At 40.9% G+C, this 18,838-nt stretch carries 14 protein-coding genes and 1 pseudogene; 7 read left to right on the forward strand and 8 right to left on the reverse strand.

What is annotated here, in order from left to right; translation table 11 throughout:
- Positions 1 to 115 (forward strand): annotated as a pseudogene (locus ACE3G9_RS10155) (IS982 family transposase); the annotation flags it as partial.
- A 2-nt stretch (positions 116 to 117) separates the two neighbouring features.
- Here ACE3G9_RS10155 and ACE3G9_RS10160 read toward each other — a convergent pair.
- From ACE3G9_RS10160 to ACE3G9_RS10170, 3 genes are read right to left on the reverse strand one after another with little or no spacing between them, the layout of a single operon-like run.
- The gene (locus tag ACE3G9_RS10160) at positions 118 to 1,188 is read right to left on the reverse strand and encodes a glycosyltransferase (protein ID WP_449219060.1); all 1,071 of its coding nucleotides are present in this window, start codon (positions 1,186 to 1,188) and stop codon (positions 118 to 120) included.
- Positions 1,181 to 1,966, reverse strand: coding sequence for a cellulose biosynthesis protein BcsQ (bcsQ, locus tag ACE3G9_RS10165; protein ID WP_449219061.1), 786 nt, complete (start codon positions 1,964 to 1,966; stop codon positions 1,181 to 1,183). The genes ACE3G9_RS10160 and bcsQ overlap by 8 nt, the downstream gene beginning before the upstream one ends.
- Entirely contained in the window at positions 1,963 to 2,226 is a 264-nt protein-coding gene (locus tag ACE3G9_RS10170) for a hypothetical protein (RefSeq protein ID WP_449219062.1), read from the reverse strand. The genes bcsQ and ACE3G9_RS10170 overlap by 4 nt, the downstream gene beginning before the upstream one ends.
- 307 nt (positions 2,227 to 2,533) lie before the next feature.
- Here ACE3G9_RS10170 and bcsE point away from each other — a divergent pair, with 307 nt between their 5' ends.
- Complete coding sequence (gene bcsE, locus ACE3G9_RS10175; RefSeq protein ID WP_449219063.1) at positions 2,534 to 4,093, forward strand: cellulose biosynthesis protein BcsE; 1,560 nt, start codon at positions 2,534 to 2,536, stop codon at positions 4,091 to 4,093.
- Between the two features lie 199 nt (positions 4,094 to 4,292).
- Positions 4,293 to 5,912 carry a cellulose biosynthesis protein BcsG gene (bcsG, locus tag ACE3G9_RS10180; RefSeq protein WP_449219064.1) on the forward strand — a complete coding sequence of 540 codons (1,620 nt, stop codon included), beginning with the start codon at positions 4,293 to 4,295 and terminating at the stop codon, positions 5,910 to 5,912.
- 69 nt (positions 5,913 to 5,981) lie between these two features.
- Here bcsG and prpF read toward each other — a convergent pair whose 3' ends face one another.
- The 5 genes from prpF to ACE3G9_RS10205 all read right to left on the reverse strand — a co-directional run bounded on the left by prpF (position 5,982) and on the right by ACE3G9_RS10205 (position 13,337).
- Complete coding sequence (prpF, locus tag ACE3G9_RS10185; protein WP_449219065.1) at positions 5,982 to 7,205, reverse strand: 2-methylaconitate cis-trans isomerase PrpF; 1,224 nt, start codon at positions 7,203 to 7,205, stop codon at positions 5,982 to 5,984.
- A gap of 34 nt (positions 7,206 to 7,239) precedes the next feature.
- Positions 7,240 to 9,831, reverse strand: a complete 2,592-nt coding sequence (gene acnD / locus ACE3G9_RS10190; RefSeq protein WP_449219115.1) for a Fe/S-dependent 2-methylisocitrate dehydratase AcnD — start codon at positions 9,829 to 9,831, stop codon at positions 7,240 to 7,242.
- A gap of 34 nt (positions 9,832 to 9,865) precedes the next feature.
- On the reverse strand, positions 9,866 to 10,996 hold the full coding sequence (prpC, locus tag ACE3G9_RS10195; protein WP_449219066.1) for a bifunctional 2-methylcitrate synthase/citrate synthase: 1,131 nt from the start codon (positions 10,994 to 10,996) through the stop codon (positions 9,866 to 9,868).
- A gap of 706 nt (positions 10,997 to 11,702) precedes the next feature.
- Positions 11,703 to 12,617 (reverse strand): methylisocitrate lyase, encoded by a 915-nt coding sequence (gene prpB, locus ACE3G9_RS10200; protein WP_449219067.1) that lies wholly within the window; start codon positions 12,615 to 12,617, stop codon positions 11,703 to 11,705.
- 30 nt (positions 12,618 to 12,647) lie between these two features.
- Positions 12,648 to 13,337 (reverse strand): GntR family transcriptional regulator, encoded by a 690-nt coding sequence (locus ACE3G9_RS10205; protein WP_449219068.1) that lies wholly within the window; start codon positions 13,335 to 13,337, stop codon positions 12,648 to 12,650.
- 404 nt (positions 13,338 to 13,741) lie between these two features.
- Between ACE3G9_RS10205 and dndB the strand changes: the two genes are divergently transcribed.
- From dndB to dndE, 4 genes are read left to right on the forward strand one after another with little or no spacing between them, the layout of a single operon-like run.
- The gene (gene dndB / locus ACE3G9_RS10210) at positions 13,742 to 14,821 is read left to right on the forward strand and encodes a DNA sulfur modification protein DndB (protein WP_449219069.1); all 1,080 of its coding nucleotides are present in this window, start codon (positions 13,742 to 13,744) and stop codon (positions 14,819 to 14,821) included.
- Entirely contained in the window at positions 14,818 to 16,449 is a 1,632-nt protein-coding gene (locus ACE3G9_RS10215) for a DNA phosphorothioation system sulfurtransferase DndC (RefSeq protein WP_449219070.1), read from the forward strand. Before dndB ends, ACE3G9_RS10215 begins: the two co-directional genes overlap by 4 nt.
- An 8-nt stretch (positions 16,450 to 16,457) precedes the next feature.
- A complete protein-coding gene (gene dndD, locus ACE3G9_RS10220; protein ID WP_449219071.1) occupies positions 16,458 to 18,467 on the forward strand; it encodes a DNA sulfur modification protein DndD in 2,010 nt (669 codons plus the stop codon).
- Positions 18,467 to 18,814: a DNA sulfur modification protein DndE gene (gene dndE / locus ACE3G9_RS10225; RefSeq protein WP_449219072.1), complete on the forward strand. Its 348-nt coding sequence runs from the start codon at positions 18,467 to 18,469 to the stop codon at positions 18,812 to 18,814. Before dndD ends, dndE begins: the two co-directional genes overlap by 1 nt.
- The last annotated feature ends 24 nt before the right edge of the window (positions 18,815 to 18,838 follow it).

Consider the following 18,838-nt stretch of genomic DNA (forward strand, 5'->3'; position numbering starts at 1 on the left):
CTGTATCAGCTTCATGGTGAATTTAGTCGCAGGATTAATTGCTTATAGTTTTCAAGAAAAAAAGCCGAGTATTAAAGTTACTCGGCTAGAAAAACAATTTCTTATGCAGATCTGAGGTTAATTAATATTCCCCGCCTTGGCATGATTATTTAAAGGCCTACGGATATAACCTACCCCAGCCTCAAGTGCGAAATCACGAAAGCTATCACGCTTACCATCGTCCAATATATAGATATTAATTTTATCACTAGGCCAATCAACGCCCAATGCTGCGTAGGCAGTTGCTCTAACGACATCTAAATCTTCATTATAAGTTGGGATCATTAGATCAATCGTTGGCCATTCTTCTTCATTTTCAGGTAAGGCAACCGGCTTACGTTTCAATGGCCAAATATTTTGGAAATAGCCAAGCATTAAAACTAACCAAGAATAAATTTCAGCAATTAATAAAATAACACCTAAAGATAAAGCGAGAGGGTCATCATAGTTTAAGGTTGATGTCACCCTCCACCATAAATAACGACAAGATACAGTGACAGACAGAATAATCATCAACATTGTCGCAAAGCGTCCCGTAATTTTTCGGAACATCATTGAGACAACCCATAAAGCAAGAATAAAGAAAGCTTGTGCCGTTAAACTAAACGGAACCGTAAAGCAAAAAATGGCTAATGCCCCTGTAAAAACCACTAAGACTAAGTTAAATGAATAGCTAACCTTACCCTTAACTGATGATGCTTTATTGGTTGCAACCGATGTAGCATAAGCGAGATCTTCAGCTTTCTTTTCAAGCCAATAGGTCCACTTAGCCACTAAATTTAATGGCAAATAAAACAAATACTTAATAAAAGAAAACACTTTAGAGAAAATACGTGAAATAGAAATAGGTTTATTAATCGATGGTGATTGCTGAACGAACATTACCCATACCGCTTGAATTAAAAAGCGTACAGGATCCAATAATCTAGGGTGAGCAAAATCGATATTGGGGCATAACAAGTATGGTAATTTCCAACTTTTAACACCAAATACAACCGGCTTGAATACAATAAAGGCGAACACAAACCATGCAGACAAAATCACTTTACCACATCGACTTGCAGGAAACTCACCAGCATAAAACCCTAGTTGGCGACGAAATTGGCGAAAAAATACTGGCTGAAAAAATAAGGATAACCAACTAAACATGGTTTGTTTCCAACGAGCTTTGGTTAAGGTGAGATAAACACCAAAATGCCAGTGAATGATAATCTTGGGCCGCTTGACTATATGGCGCAGATTCTAAAACCGACTTCAAGTTTGCAATGGCTTCTGCTATAGCAGTATCGGAATGCAACACAATAGGAACAAGATTGTTTTCATACTCATGTTGCATCACAAGTTGTAGGTCTCTACTGATAGAGCTTGTCGGTTGAAACTGATTGATCAACAGCTTAGGTTGGCTCATTTTTAATAAATGTTGGTAATGTGAACTTTGTTGGATAGAAAGGTAACTTTGAATATCAGTTCGGGTCACACAGATAACTAAATCTGCCTGTTGAATTAAAGGATAATGGTAAACCTCTAGCGCCGGTAACTTTGGCAGTAATATAATTTGCCAATGTTTGTTCCATTCTGGTGTTGCATTCGTTATCTCAAAGGCTTCTGCTAAACCATTAGGGGCTTCTCGTAATTCATTCGTTAATTGAAAACTTTGTTTTTTCGTCACCTGACCAAAAGGAACAAATGGTATTTGACGATTAGTTTGATAGCCAGCCTGTGTCCAAGCTTCTCCATTTAGTCGTCTAACCATCCAACCATCAGTATTCATAGGATCCATGCAAAAATGTAATCGCATTAGATTATCTGCTTTCATATCAATGATATGTGCCTGCTGATCGATAGAATGAAAAGCTGCGGTTATATTTGCCGCTACTGTGGTAGCGCCAACACCACCACGAATCCCAGTGATGACGATGCGCTTCATTCAAATGATCCTTTTTTACTATCCATTAGTGAGGGTACCGGATGATTCGTTGTAACATTAGTTGGAACCACATCACTCCGGTTAGAACTAATAGAGGTAGCGTCTTCTTCTAAAAGCGTGCAAACGACACCTTTTAAGGCTGGCCACTTCTGTTTTACTTTATAATAGCGTTCTTTTTCTGATAATTCTTTATACCTTGGATCACTAACATGATAAGCATCAAATAAACTACTGATGTCTTTACTCAACTCTTGCGTCATATCAACTCAAATTTAAAAATGTGAATACACCCGAAGTTATTCGGAACAATTATCTACCATGTGTTCTTAAGGTATTGATGAAAAGCATCAGCTAAATCTTAAGCCAAGGAAACTTTGCAAAAGAAAGTAGATACCTTTTCTTTAGTATAGACAGTGTTTCTTTTGAAAAATCTTTAATATAATATAAACATATAATATTTCAGTCAAAGGTTACGCTGAAATTTATATCAGAAGAACATCAAAACTTGGGTATATACTCTGTATTATTGTTCACAGAAATAGTTAACGTTCATTAGGTAACTCATCAATGTTTGGTATCCACCATTTAAGTCCTAAGCACCAAGTAACAGCCTCATCAGGTGTTTATGTTACAACCAGTCGAAGTGGTGATGCTTCAATTAATTACTTGAAAGCGCTTTTACAATCGACCTCTAAAAGTCTTTTTATATCCTTTGAAACCTTACCCTCATTATTTAAAAACATTGAACAACACTTAAAAATTGAGTTAAAAGGGATACTTCAATCACGCCAATCTTTTTTTATTTCTAAAAATAAGTCCCATTTAAATCTGGATAAACTCACTAAGGACTTGAGAAAATTCCAATTCAATAGTCAAAAAAATGTTATTTTATATCTTTCAGATCGCTCTATATTCTCATCGAAAAATAAAGATATCGTTAAATTTTTCAAAGAATTAAATAAAATATCACAGTTGCATAACCTCAGCATTCAAATACTATGCTTTGGCGAAGAAAGTAATAATCTCAACCATTGGTTAATGGATAATCCACAATTTTTCCTTGGTATTAGCAACCTATATAAAGTCGATACAACACGGTACATCTATCAAATTTATTACTGGCTTTCACAGGGCGAGATTAGTGCAAATTATGAATATGACGTTATTCAAATGGAGAACGGTGAATTTTCGGTCGCTCTTAATTCTATCAAAACACAAAGTAATGAAACTATAGCTTTACATGATGACCATTTTATTTATATTTCTGAACATGCTATCGACTCCAATCAGAACAGTGAACAAACCATGTTCAAGTATGTCGATAACCAAGCATTATTTGGTGGCATTGATAAAATCAACACCGGAACCATTGTATTAAGCCTTAATCAACAATCAGAAGTACATAATATTGCACTACAAACCTATCGTTTGCGTCGTCAGTTCGGCTTTGAATTCAAAGTAGTGGTAAGAGAAATGCAACAATGCCTTCGATATTCTGATGAAACATTTTTATCACAATCTGGTATTAACTTGATTATTCCTTCTAGCGTTCGTTATTCTCGTTTTTTAAGCATGCTAGAAACACTCCAAAAGCAAGAGGTTACCTGCCAAATACCCAATACCATTGACGACTTACTAGCTTTAGATACCACCAACACTTATGACAAGAAAGGCTACATTAACAACCACCTTTTTGTGAATCGTTGTCACCAATTGATACAACAATATGAAAAAACCTCATTGAAGTTTGCCTTAGTGAAATTATCACTCATACCGGGTATTGACTTAACTTCTTGCTTAAGTATGTGCCATATTAAGCGTGATGGAGACCTGATCACCGCATGTAACGATGCGTTATATGTATTACTTTCTTCCGTGCGTGAAAATGATGTACAAATTGCTTTAAATCATATTTTTAACCTTCCGATTGTAGATATGTTCCAAAGTAATACTATTTACACCACCGTAGGTAGAATTAAATCTCAGCTCCCAGAAATAATTACAACTGCAGTCGTGCTCGATGAGAGTACGAAAAACCAGACTGGGTCTCTATTTACAACACAAAGTGAAGCAAACGAAAATGAGATCCTATATGCCACTCACAACCCTCTTGAGTTTTCATTATGAATATTGATGATTTTATTTTAACCGCTAGTATTAGCACCATTATTGGTTTACTTTGTGGATTTTTTTTAAGAGATATCATTCACTTTATTTTCCATTTATACAATTTGTATATTCGTAAACCTAAGCATTTTCAATGTGTTACTTTTGATAACCTTGAAATGCAACCTCAAGAACCGACTAATAAGCCGAAATCAAACACATGAAAAAATATAACACAACAACAGAGCAACCCGTGTTGCTCGGTCTTGGTTGGTGGAACCTCTATTTCATTATTAAATTAGTCTTATTTTCACAAGGCAAGATTGACTTTCACCCTATTGAAAACTTTGCATTTGTTATTTACTTGCTGCTTCCTTTTCGTCATAAATTATTAAGATTAACGCAGACTATTTTCGCGATCCCTATTGCTTTTTATCTAGGTCACTATGATTCATTTCTTCCCCCACTTGAGCGACTGTGGCGTCAAATAGGAGCTATCATGGATTTCGAGCTTAATTATTTAATCGAACTTGCTTCTCGTTTTGTCTCTGTTCAAGATTTATTGGCGATTGTTGTATTATTTTTCGCTTACTACTTTCTAAATAGGATTTTCCGAGTAAGTATCTTTGTTATTGCCGCAATGGTTTATTTTAGTCTACCAAAATCCAGTCCTGAAGTAATCGCTCCTGTTGCCGTTGCCCCTGTTTCCGCCACAAGTACAGCATCCGCAACAGTAGATGAAAGCGGTCCAGTGAATGACGCTGTATTAAATGAAACCAAACAAAACTTTTTTAATAATGAATCAAATCGTATTTCAACGTTTACTGACAGTAGCGCACAATCTGCACCGTTTGATTTGCTGTTTCTTAGTATCTGTTCCGTTGCTTGGGATGATATTAAAATGGCAGGATTAGAGGATCATCCTTTATTTAAAGAGTTTGATATCATGTTTGACAACTTTAGTGCCGCCACATCTTATAGTGGCCCTGCCCTAGTACGTTTATTACGAGCCAGTTGTGGTCAAGAGCAACATGAAGAACTTTTTTCTGATGCTCCTAACCAGCAATGCTATTTATTTGATAATTTAGCCAAGCTCGGTTATGAAGAAAACTTGCTGCTTAATCACAATGGTGCCTTTGATAATTTCACGGGTTTATTAAAAGATGAAGGTCATCTTCAAGCAACCATTATGAGTAAAGATGGGTTAAAACCTTACCAAGCTGCTTTTGATGGCTCAAACATATACCGTGATGAAGATATTCTAAACCGCTGGTTAGGTAATAGAGAGAAAGATAAACAAGAGAAAGTTGCCGCCCTTTATAATACGATTTCCTTACACGATGGTAATCGCATCATTAAAGATCGTGGAGAAACAGGGATCGTCAGTTACAAACATCGATTAAAGAATCTACTCGATGATTTGTATTCGTTTTTTGAAACCTTGAAAAAGTCCAACCGTAATATCGTGGTAATGTTAGTCCCTGAACACGGTGCGGGTATACGTGGCGATAAAATGCAAATATCAGGAATGCGAGAAATTCCTGCTGCGACTATTGTTCATACTCCAGTTGCGATGAAGGTATTTGGACCCAATATGCAACGAAACGGGGATATTTACCACATAGAAGAACCGTCAAGTTATCTAGCAGTATCGGCACTCATTAGTCGTTTATTAGATCAAAATATTTATGCTAAAGGGAACTTTGATCCAAAAGCATTAACCCAAGATTTACCAAAAACAAAAATGGTGGCCCAAAACTCTGGTACTACAGTATTGGAATACAACAATAAGCCTTATGTCTCGTTGGATGGCCAAACATGGCAAGAATATCCACAATAAACAATATGTATCTCTGATTCTAAAAAGATAAATACCTTTATTATTAAAGTATAAGGGTATTTATCTACTTCACCATTCAACAGTGATTGATACCCTCACCCAGCCTTCCATTAATATCCGTGCACTGCGGCTCATGCTGGCTTTTTCTATCTTCCAATCTCGCGCACCATTTTCAAGCAATGTATAGCTAGCTTTAGCGCCAATTTTTAAGCTGCCAGATGGATGACCAAACACCACTGATTCACGCTCGCCACCACCCGCGGCAAGATTCACGATAGTACCCGGCACACTGGCTGCGGAGCCAATTGCCACTGCGGCAGTGCCCATCATAGCGTGATGCAATTTCCCCATTGATAACGCGCGGACTAATACATCAATATCACTGGCATTCACCGGCTGACCGCTAGAAGTCGCATAGCTTTTGGGCGAGCTAACAAAAGCAATTTTAGGGGTATGTTGCCGCTGCTTGGCTTGATCAACATGTTCAATTAGGCCCATTTTAACTGCGCCGTGAGCACGGATAGTTTCAAACATCGCCAACGCTTTTTCATCATTATTGATGTCATCTTGCAATTCAGTGCCTTGATAGCCAAGTACCTGCGCATCAATAAACATGGTAGGAATGCCAGAATTAATAAAGGTCGTATGAAAACAACCCACTCCTGGCACTTCAAGCTCATCGATCACATTGCCAGTAGGGAACATGGATCCTTCACCGTCAGCCGGATCAATAAAATCGACTTGAATTTCCGCCGCTGGAAAGGTTACGCCATCAAGCTCAAAATCCCCGAGTTCTTGTACTTGGCCATGCTTAATCGGTACGTGAGTGACTATGGTTTTATGAATGTTCATTTGGCGAATTCGAACTGGTAGCACCCCTTGCTCTGGGATATTACTTTCATCAATTAACCCCATATGCAGCGCCATAGCACCAACACCGGAGGACAAATTGCCGCAGTTACCACTCCAATCAACAAAAGGACTATCGATAGATACTTGACCAAACAGGTAGTCGACATCGTGATCTGGGCTATCGCTTTGAGATAAAATCACCACTTTGCTGGTACTTGAGGTTGCGCCGCCCATGCCATCAATTTGCTTGCCGTACGGATCTGGACTACCAATCACCCGCAGTAAAAATCGGTCGCGGCTTTCTCCGGCTTGTTGAACGCTTTCTGGGAGATCCGCTAAGTTGAAAAACACACCTTTACTGGTTCCGGCGCGCATGTAGGTGGCGGGAACTTTTATTTGTTGCGCACCAGATGGTTGTGACACCGTCACTGAATGATTCATATTTAAAACCCTCTATATCCTGCAACTACACCAGTTAGTGCGCTAAAAACTCTTGCGCGAAACGTTGTAATACACCACCTGCTTGATACACCGACACTTCATCCGCGGTATCTAAACGGCAAGTCACCTCAACTTCGACTATTCCGCCTTTTTGATCACCATTTACCCGAGTAATCACTAAAACCAAATCGCAACCTGGGGTAATTTCCCCTTTCACGTCATACAACTCGGTGCCATCCAGTGCCAAAGTATGTCGATTCATACCCAGCTTAAATTGCAGCGGTAGTACGCCCATCCCAACAAGGTTAGTACGGTGAATACGTTCAAAGCCCTCGGCTACAATCGCTTCAACACCGGCTAACCGCACGCCTTTGGCTGCCCAATCGCGCGATGAACCTTGGCCATAATCCGCGCCCGCGACAATAATCAAAGGCTGCTTGCGCTGCATATAGGTTTCAATTGCCTCCCACATGCGAGTGACTTTACCTTCCGGCTCCACTCTCGCTAAAGAGCCTTGCTTGATTTCACCATTTTCCAGCACCATTTCATTAAACAGTTTCGGGTTAGCAAACGTCGCACGTTGAGCCGTTAAGTGATCGCCTCGGTGAGTCGCATAAGAGTTAAAATCTTGTTCTGGAAGTCCCATTTGGGCTAAGTATTCCCCTGCTGCGCTGGATGCTAAAATCGCATTGGATGGGGATAGATGATCAGTAGTAATGTTATCGCCGAGAATCGCCAGCGGCCTCATGCCTTTTAAAGTACATTCTCTGGCTAACGCGCCTTCCCAATACGGCGGGCGGCGAATATAAGTACTCATTTCACGCCAGTCATACAGCGGCTTGGTTTGATAAATGCCAGTATCTTTTTCAAACATCTTCACATAAATTTGCTGAAATTGTTCTGGCTTCACATGCTGATTGACTACCTGATCGATTTCTTCATCTGTTGGCCATAAGTCATTAAGGTAGATAGGGTTTCCTTGCCCATCATGCCCCAACGCATCTCGCTCAATATCAAAACGAATAGTCCCTGCAAGCGCATAAGCGACGACCAATGGTGGAGAAGCTAAGAACGCCTGTTTGGCATAAGGGTGAATACGTCCATCAAAATTACGATTACCCGATAACACCGCGGTGGTATAGACATCACGTTCAATAATTTCTTGCTGAATAGTCGGATCAAGCGCGCCACTCATACCGTTACAAGTGGTGCAAGCATAGCCGACAATGCCAAAACCTAGTTGCTCCAAGTCCGATAGTAACCCTGCTTCCTCAAGATATAACTTGGCAACTTTAGAACCCGGAGCAAAAGAGGTTTTCACCCAAGGCTGGCGCACTAAACCGAGTTGATTGGCTTTTTTAGCAACAAGCGCAGCCGCGACGACATTGCGAGGATTACTAGTATTGGTGCATGAGGTAATGGCGGCAATGATCACTGCGCCATCTGGCAATTCACCTTCTTTCTTTTGCCACGCGCTGGCTATGCCACGTTCTGTTAATTGATTAGTCGGTAAACGACGATGTGGATTAGACGGCCCAGCCATATTGCGTTGTACGCTAGAGAGATCGAATTCCAGTACTCGCTCATATTCAGCCTCAGTTAAATCATCGGCCCATAAACCCGTTTTTTTGGCGTACTGTTCGACCAAAGCAACTTGCTGTTCATCACGTCCAGTCAGTTTTAAGTATTGAATGGTTTGTTCATCGATATAAAAGATGCCCGCGGACGCACCGTATTCAGGCGTCATATTAGAAATCGTCGCGCGGTCACCAATGGTTAAATCACGCGCTCCTTCGCCGAAGAACTCTAGGTAGGCAGACACCACTTTTTGATTGCGCAGAAACTCGGTTATTGCCAGCACAATATCGGTCGCGGTAATACCCGGTTGACGCTTACCGGCCAGCTTTACGCCGACAATATCTGGCAAGCGCATCATCGACGGACGTCCAAGCATCACGGTTTCCGCTTCTAGCCCTCCGACACCAATCGCAATCACGCCTAATGCATCCACATGCGGCGTATGACTATCGGTTCCTACACAAGTATCAGGAAAGGCAACCCCCTGTTTAGCTTGAATAACAGGAGACATTTTCTCTAAGTTAATTTGATGCATAATCCCGTTACCCGCTGGGATCACGCTGACATTTTCAAACGCTGTTTTACACCATTCGATAAAATGAAAACGATCTTCATTACGTCTATCTTCTATTGCGCGATTTTTATCAAACGCATCGCCTTCAAAGCCGGCATGTTCTACCGCCAATGAGTGATCGACAATCAACTGGGTTTCAACGACCGGATTCACTTTGGCCGGATCGCCACCTTGTTCAGCAATTGCATCACGCAGGCCAGCTAAATCCACTAGTGCTGTCTGACCTAAAATATCATGACACACGACTCGCGCCGGATACCAGGGAAAATCCAAATCTCGTTTACGCTCTATAAGCTGACGCAATGACGATTGTAAATGTTCAGGCTCACAACGGCGCACTAAATTTTCTGCCAACACGCGTGAGGTATAAGGTAAACCTTGATAAGCACCAGCTTGAATGTCCTCTATCGCCGCGCGCGCATCGAAATACTCCAGCCCAGTTTCAGGTAATACCTTTCGATATTGATTGTTCATCATGTTCTCCAAACCTTGATATTGCAGACTTTGATTATGCTCGTTGCGAAATAGGCAACCACTCTCGATGCTCTGGCCCTTCATAATCAGCACTAGGACGGATAATTCGATTATTAGCTCGCTGCTCAAACACATGTGCCGCCCAGCCAGTGAGTCGACTCATGACAAATATTGGCGTGAATAACTTGGTGGGAATATCCATGAAATGATAAGCCGAAGCATGGAAGAAATCGGCATTACAAAACAAATCTTTTTCACGCTTCATTACCGCTTCGACACGCTCTGAAACCGCATAAAGATTCGTGTCTCCTACCGCTTCAGAAAGCTTTTTCGACCACTGTTTAATCAGTGCATTACGAGGATCGCTTTCCCGATAAATCGCATGCCCAAAGCCCATGATCTTGTCATTGTTGGCTAGCATTTTCAGAATATTAGCTTCCGCTTCATCTGGCGTTTTCCAATCTTGAATCATCTCCATCGCCGCTTCATTGGCACCGCCATGCAACGGCCCACGCAGACTACCAATCGCCGCAGTAATACAAGAATGAATATCAGACAAGGTTGAAGCACAAACTCGCGCGGTAAAAGTTGAAGCATTAAGTTCATGCTCCGCATATAAAATCAGCGAGCAATGCATGACTTGTTTATGCAGTTCACTGGGAGCTTTATCGGTGAGGAGTTTGAGAAAATAACCGCCGATGGAATCTTCACTTTGCTCGAAAGTATCGACTCGCACGCCATCATGACTAAAGCGATACCAGTAACAAATAATTGCAGGAAACAGTGCTAACATACGTTCTGTCGCCGCTTGCTGTTGGGTAAAATCCGTTTCTTGTTCTAGATTGCCAAGCACAGAACAACCTGTACGCATTACATCCATTGGATGAGCATCCGCCGGAATCAGTTCTAATGCTTGTTTAAGCGCATCTGGCAGCCCACGTAGACCAATTAAACGGGTTTTATAAGCATCGAGTTCTGTTTGATTAGGCAAATGCCCGATTAGTAATAGGTGCGCTACTTCTTCAAATTGGGCGTGATTAACTAAGTCGGTAATATCATAACCGCGGTAAGTTAATCCAGTGCCTGATTTACCGACAGTACACAACGAAGTCGTGCCTGCACTTTGTCCACGTAAACCGGCTCCAGATAAAGTTTTGTTTGTCATTTAGAACTCCTTTTCGATATCACTGCGTTTGCTCTGTTGGCATCGTGCTTATTGCACTTAGTGGGCAGCGATATGGTTTTCACGTTATTGGTTTATCGAATATCGGGCGCTTCGCTTCTCGTTTCTCGTAGCTCGAAAAAAGCACCGTCATTTCTGTCACATTCTTTTAAGTCGTCATTCCTGAGGAGCCTAAGCGAGAGCAGGAATCTAATCACCACACCTTATATACCTAGATCCTCGATGTCGCCTAGGCTCCTCAAGGAGGACGACTTGATTGGCTAGTACGCTCTGAGCTACGATTTAAAGCCTTTTCTCGCTACTCGTCACACACAACCCGAAACTGAAAATATCGTCATTCCTGCCGAGCCTAAGCGAGAGCGGGAATCTAATCACCACACCTTATATACCTAGATCCTCGATATCGCTTAGGCTCCTCAAGGATGACGACTTGATTGGCTAGTACGCTCTGAGCTACGATTTAAAGCCTTTTCTCGCTACTCGTCACACACAACCCGAAACTGAAAATACCGTCATTCCTGCCGAGCCTAGGCGAGAGCGGGAATCTAATCACCACACCTTATATACCTAGATCCTCGCTGTCGCCTAGGCTCCTCAAGGATGACGGTTTTGTTAATTAGCGCTCTTCCGGCTCAGCTCTTACACGTAGCGAAGCGTTCACGTCACATGCAACTCAAAACAATCTTTCTTATTCTTCCGAAAACAGCCTATCTAACTTATCCTCATAATCATGATATTTAAGATGCTGATACAACTCCGCCCTAGTCTGCATTTGGTCAAGCAACGCTTCTTGATTACCCTCAACCAATAAATGCTTATAGACATTTTCTGCCGCACGGTTCATTGCTCGAAATGCGCTTAATGGGTAAAGCACCATATCCACTTTGGCTTTTGCTAATTGCTTCCCGCTAAATAATGGTGTTTGGCCAAATTCAGTAATGTTGGCCAGAATCGGTACATGACGCCCAACCGCTGACTGCAACGCCTCAGAAAACTGGACATATTGCTCTAGCTGGTTCATCGCTTCCGGGAAGATCATATCCGCCCCCGCTTCGACACAAGCAATCGCACGTTCAATGGCTTTATCAATGCCTTCAATCGCTAGCGCATCGGTACGAGCCATCACCACAAAGCTTTCATCGCTGCGAGCATCTACCGCGGCTTTTACTCGGTCGACCATTTCTTGTTGGCTCACAATCGCTTTATTAGGACGATGACCACAACGCTTCTGCGCCACTTGGTCTTCCATGTGAACCGCCCCTGCTCCGGCTTTTTCCATTGCCTTAATGGTGCGCGCAATATTAAACGCCCCACCAAATCCAGTATCGATATCCACTAGCAAAGGCAGATCACACGCATTGGTAATCCGCTCAACATCCACCATCACATCATTCAAGGTAGTCATGCCTAAATCCGGCAAGCCATAAGATGCATTAGCAATGCCACCACCAGAAAGGTAGATCGCCTGATGACCAATATTCTTTGCCATCATGGCGCAATAAGGGTTTATCGTACCGACGATTTGCAACGGATCATTTTGCTCTACCGCGAGCCGAAACTTTTGTCCTTGACTCAATTGTTGCCTCTGGCTTAATGTCACCATGGTCGTTCTCCTTAACTTGAATAGGTTTCTCTAACTGATTTGCTGTTCGATTAACTTACGACTACCTGAAATGTGTCGACGCATCAGCATTTCCGCCAATTCCTCATCACGATTCTTAATCGCCTGAAAAATAAATAGATGTTCATTGAGCGCATCAACCGGACGGGAATGCGAACGTGGGGATTGATAACGATACATGCGTAATAAGTGATACAACTCATCACACAGCAAGGTAATCAATTGAGTATTACGGCTGGCTTTAATAATGCAGTAGTGGAAATCAAAATCACCGTGTTGATGAAAATAAGACTGACCATCCGATTGATTGATATGCTCTGAATGTGTCGACAATACCTGTTCTAACGCATCGATTTCATCATCGGTCATACAACGTGCCGCCAAGCGAGCCGCCATGCCTTCCAATGCTTCACGCACCGCATATAAATCAATAAGCTTTTGCTGCGAGAACGTCGTCACCCTCGCCCCAACATGTGGGATTCTCTCAATTAACCCCAAAGCTTCTACCCGCATAATCGCTTCACGCAACGGCCCACGGCTGACCGAGAAACGCTTAGCCAGCTCAGGTTCAGAGATCTTACTCCCCGGCTCAAGCTCACCATTCACAATCGCTTCGATTAAATACTCGGTCAGGCTTTCTGATTTGGTATGCTCTTTAGCATCAGAAATATTGCTTATTACGCTGTCTGTCACGCTATCCATTTACACTTACTCCAACACCAAAGTGTCAACAATCTAAATTTTATGGTGATAAATTAAGCGATAAAGTAGGGGTATGTCAAAGAGATTGTCGACAACTTGCGTTTTATTGATAGAAAAGAAAGTGAGAATGTGAGCGTGGTGGCAAAAGTGAAGGTAGTTGTATACATGCGCTAAATCATTAAAGGTCATTTAACTAATTCAACTGTTTTACTCAAAAATTAAAAATTTCCTTTTACCATGGAAATCTCGCATATAGACATGTAAAATGCCTCACTTCTTTGCCATATCAATGTAATATTTCACACACTTTATACTTAAAAATAACAAACCTTAATTTTGGTTTGTTAAAAAATGACATACCAACTAAAATAAACGTACTTAAATGAAAAAGCCGGTAACTTATTATGTCAAATCAAGACTCAGGATATTGCTATTCATTCCCAGCAGTACGTGGAATACAAGCAGGGCGCCCTTTCTATATAGCGACCTGCCCCCTCAGAATCATCCCTAAAATCTTCAGTTACAATGAAGATGATGTTCCGCCAGAACTTCGGGCCCAGCGTACTTTAAACAAAACACGCATCCCAGAGATGGTTCGTTACTTACTTGATAATCCGAAAGAATATGTATTTTCAGCACTGACAGCATCAGTTGGTGTCGATATCTCGTTTAAAGATCACGAAGCCGCACCAAACCTAGGTATGTTAAAAATACCTATGGATGCTCAAATTCTTATTAATGATGGTCAGCACCGTCGTAAAGCAATCGAAGAAGCATTAAAAGAAAACCCCGATTTAGGACAAGACAATATCCCGGTCTTATTTTTCATTGATGAAGGTTTGGATCGTAGCCAACAAATGTTTGCAGACTTGAACAAATATGCCGTTAAACCTAGCCCTTCATTAGGTACACTGTATGACCAACGCGATGAAAGCTCTGAATTAGCTAGGTTACTTGCAACAACATGCAAACCGTTTATTGGCTTTGTTGAAATGGAAAAATCCAATATCAGCCCTAAATCCAACAAGTTATTCACTTTAAGCAGTATTAAACAATCAACCCGAGCACTACTTGGTAAAGGCCCCAAAGATGGTTTTAGCGATCAAGAGAAACAACTTGCGATAGAGTTCTGGCAAGAAGTGACAAAACACATAAAAGATTGGCAAATGGTAATCAATAAAGAGGTATCACCAGCCCAACTTCGTCAAGAGTATATTCATGCGCATGGCGTCGGTCATCATGCTATTGGCCTGCTTGGAAAGCATCTTATCTGTCAGAAGCCTGAAAGCTGGAAACAAGAATTATCAAAATTAGCTAATATCGACTGGCGCAAAACCAACCCAACTTGGATGATGCGCAGCATGAACCTCGGAAAGTTAAGTAAGTCGACTATTAATATTCAATTAACCGCTAACGCCTTGAAAATGGAGCTTGGTTTACCACTTACTCCCGAAGAAAAAGCGCTAGAAAAAGAGTTATCATGACACATCAATTACAACTGGCTGAAGACTTAGCCGAATACGAAGAGTTCATCAATAATGAGCTCTTCTCAAATCATCCTTTAAGCCACTACATCGCCGATGTACAGCGTGTTTACTGCGCTGATAATCGCCCCTGGGTAATTGGCTATAGTGGTGGTAAAGACTCGTCAGCAGTAATGAGTTTAATCTACCTTGCATTATTAGGTTTAGAAGCCAAAGACCGCCACAAGCCTGTATTTGTCGTATCATCAGATACATTGGTTGAAACGCCAGTCGTTGTTAATCATATAAAAGATTCATTAGCGGCCATAGAAAAAGGCGCGAAGCGAGATGAGCTGCCTATTACCTGCCACAAGGTTGTACCGGAATCAGATCAAACATTCTGGTCTAGCCTATTAGGTAAGGGATATCCGGCCCCTACTCGTTCTTTTCGTTGGTGTACAGAAAGGATGAAGATCGATCCTGTAAGTGATTTTATCAAATCAAAAGTTTCGCAATTTGATGAGGTAATTGTCGTTTTAGGCTCTCGTAGTCAAGAGAGCGCTTCACGTGCTCAGGTAATTGCGAAACATAAAATTGATGGTTCACGCCTTGCCCGACACACCACATTATCAAATGCATTTATCTTTACCCCTATTGATACATGGGCTGTTGATGATGTTTGGAAAATACTACGTCTTTGCCATTTAGAGACAAAAGAAACCCCTTATGGAACCAAAAACATCTGGAGCAATAAGTACGATCTAGAGTGGGAAAACCCATGGGGTGGCAAAAATTTAGTTCTATGGAATCTATATAAGGATTCATCAGGCCAAGGTGAATGCCCAATGGTCATTGATGAGACAACGCCATCTTGTGGTAACTCACGCTTCGGCTGTTGGACTTGCACTGTAGTAACAAAAGATAGAGCAATGGAAAGCTTAATCCAAAATGGTGAACAGTGGATGGCCCCATTACTTGAGTTCAGAAACAAGCTATCCATGACGACAGATCCAGCTAATAAAGCAGAGTATCGTAACTATAAACGTCGTACTGGGAAAGTCAGCTATCAAAACGCCAAAGAAGGCGAAGATATCAATGCCGAACGCAAATTTATTCCCGGCCCTTATTGGTTAAAGTACCGTAAGCAATGGCTACGCGAGCTACTTGAACTCGACAAAAAATATAAATCTGAAGAGCGAGGTATTGAATTAATTACTGAGCCAGAGCTTCATGTTATTCGTCAAGAGTGGATACACGATCCTAACGAGCCAGATTGGAATGATTCCTTACCTACGATATTTAGAGAAGTTTATGGTTACGATTTAAATTGGGTTTACGATGACAATGTAAGTTTTGGTAAGGATGATGCCCAACTCATCGTTGAATTAACGGAACAATTTGATGTTGAACCTGAAATGGTCCTTAAGCTCATCGAGTTAGAAGTATCCATGGAAGGCTTAAATCGTAGGACGGGCATCAATAACAAAATAGCATCATTACTTAAACGTGACTGGGGAAGCTTGGAAAGTATTCAAGAAAAACAAGCATCACTACAAAGTAAGATTGAATTCGACCTGCATCAGCAAGAGATTGAAAAATATAATAAAGATCTCGCTGAACTGGACGTCCAATTACAAAAAGAGTTTTAGATAGCGTTATGCTTATTACAAAATTAACATTAAACAACTTCCGTGTATTTCGTGGTATCCATGAAATTGACTTGCGCCCAGTGGATGCTGTTTTAGACTCAAACGGAATAGCTCAACGAGATCCTCGCCCTATCATATTATTCGGTGGTCTAAACGGGGCTGGTAAAACGTCAATCCTATCGGCTGTTCGTTTGGCCCTATTTGGACGTCAATCTTTCAACAAGCTATTAAGTAATAATGAGTATATCGAATCACTATCAAACCTTATCCATAGAGGAGTAGGTCTTGGAGGAAGCCAAAATCAAGCTTCCATTGAGCTCGAATTTGAATACAGCCAAAATGGTAAAACGAATACTTATAAAGTGATTCGTAGCTGGAAAAAAGGCCAAAAGGACAAATTGCACCTTGAGCAGGACAATCAGCACTTATCAGAGTTAAGCTACGATCAATGCCAAGGCTTTTTAAGTGAACTCATCCCGACAGGAATCGCCGACTTATTTTTCTTTGATGGTGAAAAAATCGCGGATCTTGCGGAAGATGAATCAGGCAAAGTACTAAAAACCGCCGTACGTCGTCTGCTAGGCTTAGATATCTTAAGTAAGCTAAAAAGTGACTTAAATATCTATCTAAAAAATCAGGGAAACAAAGCGCTAGCAAAAGATGTTCGTGCTGAAATGGAGTCCTTAGAAGCAGATAGAATTCAGCATGAAAGAAATGCAGAAAAATTACGTAGTGAAGCCGACTTAGTCGATGCGCAGATCAACCTTATTAATAACGATATTATAAGTTATGAAAACCAGTTGACACAAAATGGTGGTGCATGGGCAAAAACACGAGAAGAAGAAACGTTAAAAGTCGACGCATTACTAAAAGAAAAAGTAGAGTTAGAAAAGCAAATTCGAATGGAAATGGAGACTAGTCTCCCTTTTTCGCTCGCACCAAATGCGATGAAACGACTTCAAAACCAAATTAAGCAAGAGCAACAAATTAAAAAGAAACAAAATTTTAGTAATGAACTTGATGCCTTTTTAGAAACTCTACAATCCCAATATCCGGGCTTTGGGACTGATGATGCTAAAACTGCAATTTCTAATAGCTTTAAAGCGCATGTGGGTAATTTAGACTCGGTTGATCTTCTACTCGATATATCTGATCGCCAAGCCAATACTATCGACTATCAAGTATCAAATCTTTCTAAGGAGTCCTTTGAACGCTTTGATACTGCAAGAGTACGTTTACAACAAGTGGAAGAAGACATAGATAATGCCTCCAACAACATTGCTCGTGCTCCAGAACAAGAGCAGGTTCAAGAATTATTCTCTAAAGTCCGATCTCTAGATAAAAAGAAGCAATCATTGATTAATTCATATTATGAATTGCTCAATAAAGCAAAATCAGAATTACGCTTAGCTTTAGAGACGGCGCGAAAAATCCAAAAAATGCATGACTTATATAAAGACCAATCAGCGAAAGATCATAGTATCACTAATGCTCAAAACTCGATGTTACTGGTGGATAAGTTTAGCGAGCAACTAACCAAATCACGAGTTAAACAACTGGAAAAGGAATTTGTTGCCTCATATACTAAACTAGCACGTAAAGAGGATTTACAAATTACCGCCTCAATCAATCCTGCAACTTTTGATGTGGAATTACTGGATGATCATGGAATAAAAATTAACCGTTCAGCAATGTCTGCAGGTGAAAAACAAATTTATGCTATTTCAATACTAGAAGCTTTAGGTAAAACATCTGGTCGTAAATTACCTATTATTATTGATACCCCACTGGGTAGACTCGATTCACATCATCGTGACAAACTGGTTGAGAATTACTTCCCGACTGCAAGCCATCAAGTCATCATCTTATCGACCGATACTGAAATTGATAAAAACTATATCGACTTGATCCAGGATGATATTGCCAAGACCTACGAGATCAGCTTTGATGGGTTAACCAAGTCATCAAAATTAAAACCAGGTTACTTCTGGAAAGAAGCCATTAAGGAGACGATATAATGTTACCTAACCGAATGAGCTTAACTCGCACAACAGAAGAACAACTCAAAAAGTTAAAGGGCTATACAGGGATAACTCCTAACGTATCAGCTCGTATCGCTTTCTTCCGATCGATTGAAAGTGATTTCCGCTATATTGGTAAAGAAGCTAAATTAGATGGCTCATTAATTTTGGATAAGTACACTTGGCTAGGTGAAACTAGTGATGTAACTGAGTTGGTATTAAAAATGTACTACCCAGAGCTTGATGCAAAAGAATACGAACAAGCTTGGGCAGCACATGTTGAAGATGGGATTGCGTCGATTCGAAACCACAAATCTTTGTCGGACCTTTCAAAATCGCTTTAAACAAACCTATCCCCAGAATTAATA

This window comes from Vibrio sp. E150_018, from assembly GCF_053544035.1.

Bases quoted from the DNA above. Each gene is read 5' to 3' on its own strand.
- ACE3G9_RS10170 (WP_449219062.1), bottom strand. From the start codon at position 2,226: ATGACGCAAGAGTTGAGTAAAGACATCAGTAGTTTATTTGATGCTTAT.
- prpB (WP_449219067.1), bottom strand. From the start codon at position 12,617: ATGGTGACATTAAGCCAGAGGCAACAATTGAGTCAAGGACAAAAGTTT.
- ACE3G9_RS10160 (WP_449219060.1), bottom strand. From the start codon at position 1,188: ATGTTTAGTTGGTTATCCTTATTTTTTCAGCCAGTATTTTTTCGCCAA.
- prpC (WP_449219066.1), bottom strand. From the start codon at position 10,996: ATGACAAACAAAACTTTATCTGGAGCCGGTTTACGTGGACAAAGTGCA.
- bcsG (WP_449219064.1), top strand. From the start codon at position 4,293: ATGAAAAAATATAACACAACAACAGAGCAACCCGTGTTGCTCGGTCTT.
- ACE3G9_RS10205 (WP_449219068.1), bottom strand. From the start codon at position 13,337: ATGGATAGCGTGACAGACAGCGTAATAAGCAATATTTCTGATGCTAAA.
- bcsE (WP_449219063.1), top strand. From the start codon at position 2,534: ATGTTTGGTATCCACCATTTAAGTCCTAAGCACCAAGTAACAGCCTCA.
- acnD (WP_449219115.1), bottom strand. From the start codon at position 9,831: ATGAACAATCAATATCGAAAGGTATTACCTGAAACTGGGCTGGAGTAT.
- dndB (WP_449219069.1), top strand. From the start codon at position 13,742: ATGTCAAATCAAGACTCAGGATATTGCTATTCATTCCCAGCAGTACGT.
- ACE3G9_RS10215 (WP_449219070.1), top strand. From the start codon at position 14,818: ATGACACATCAATTACAACTGGCTGAAGACTTAGCCGAATACGAAGAG.
- dndD (WP_449219071.1), top strand. From the start codon at position 16,458: ATGCTTATTACAAAATTAACATTAAACAACTTCCGTGTATTTCGTGGT.
- prpF (WP_449219065.1), bottom strand. From the start codon at position 7,205: ATGAATCATTCAGTGACGGTGTCACAACCATCTGGTGCGCAACAAATA.
- dndE (WP_449219072.1), top strand. From the start codon at position 18,467: ATGTTACCTAACCGAATGAGCTTAACTCGCACAACAGAAGAACAACTC.
- bcsQ (WP_449219061.1), bottom strand. From the start codon at position 1,966: ATGAAGCGCATCGTCATCACTGGGATTCGTGGTGGTGTTGGCGCTACC.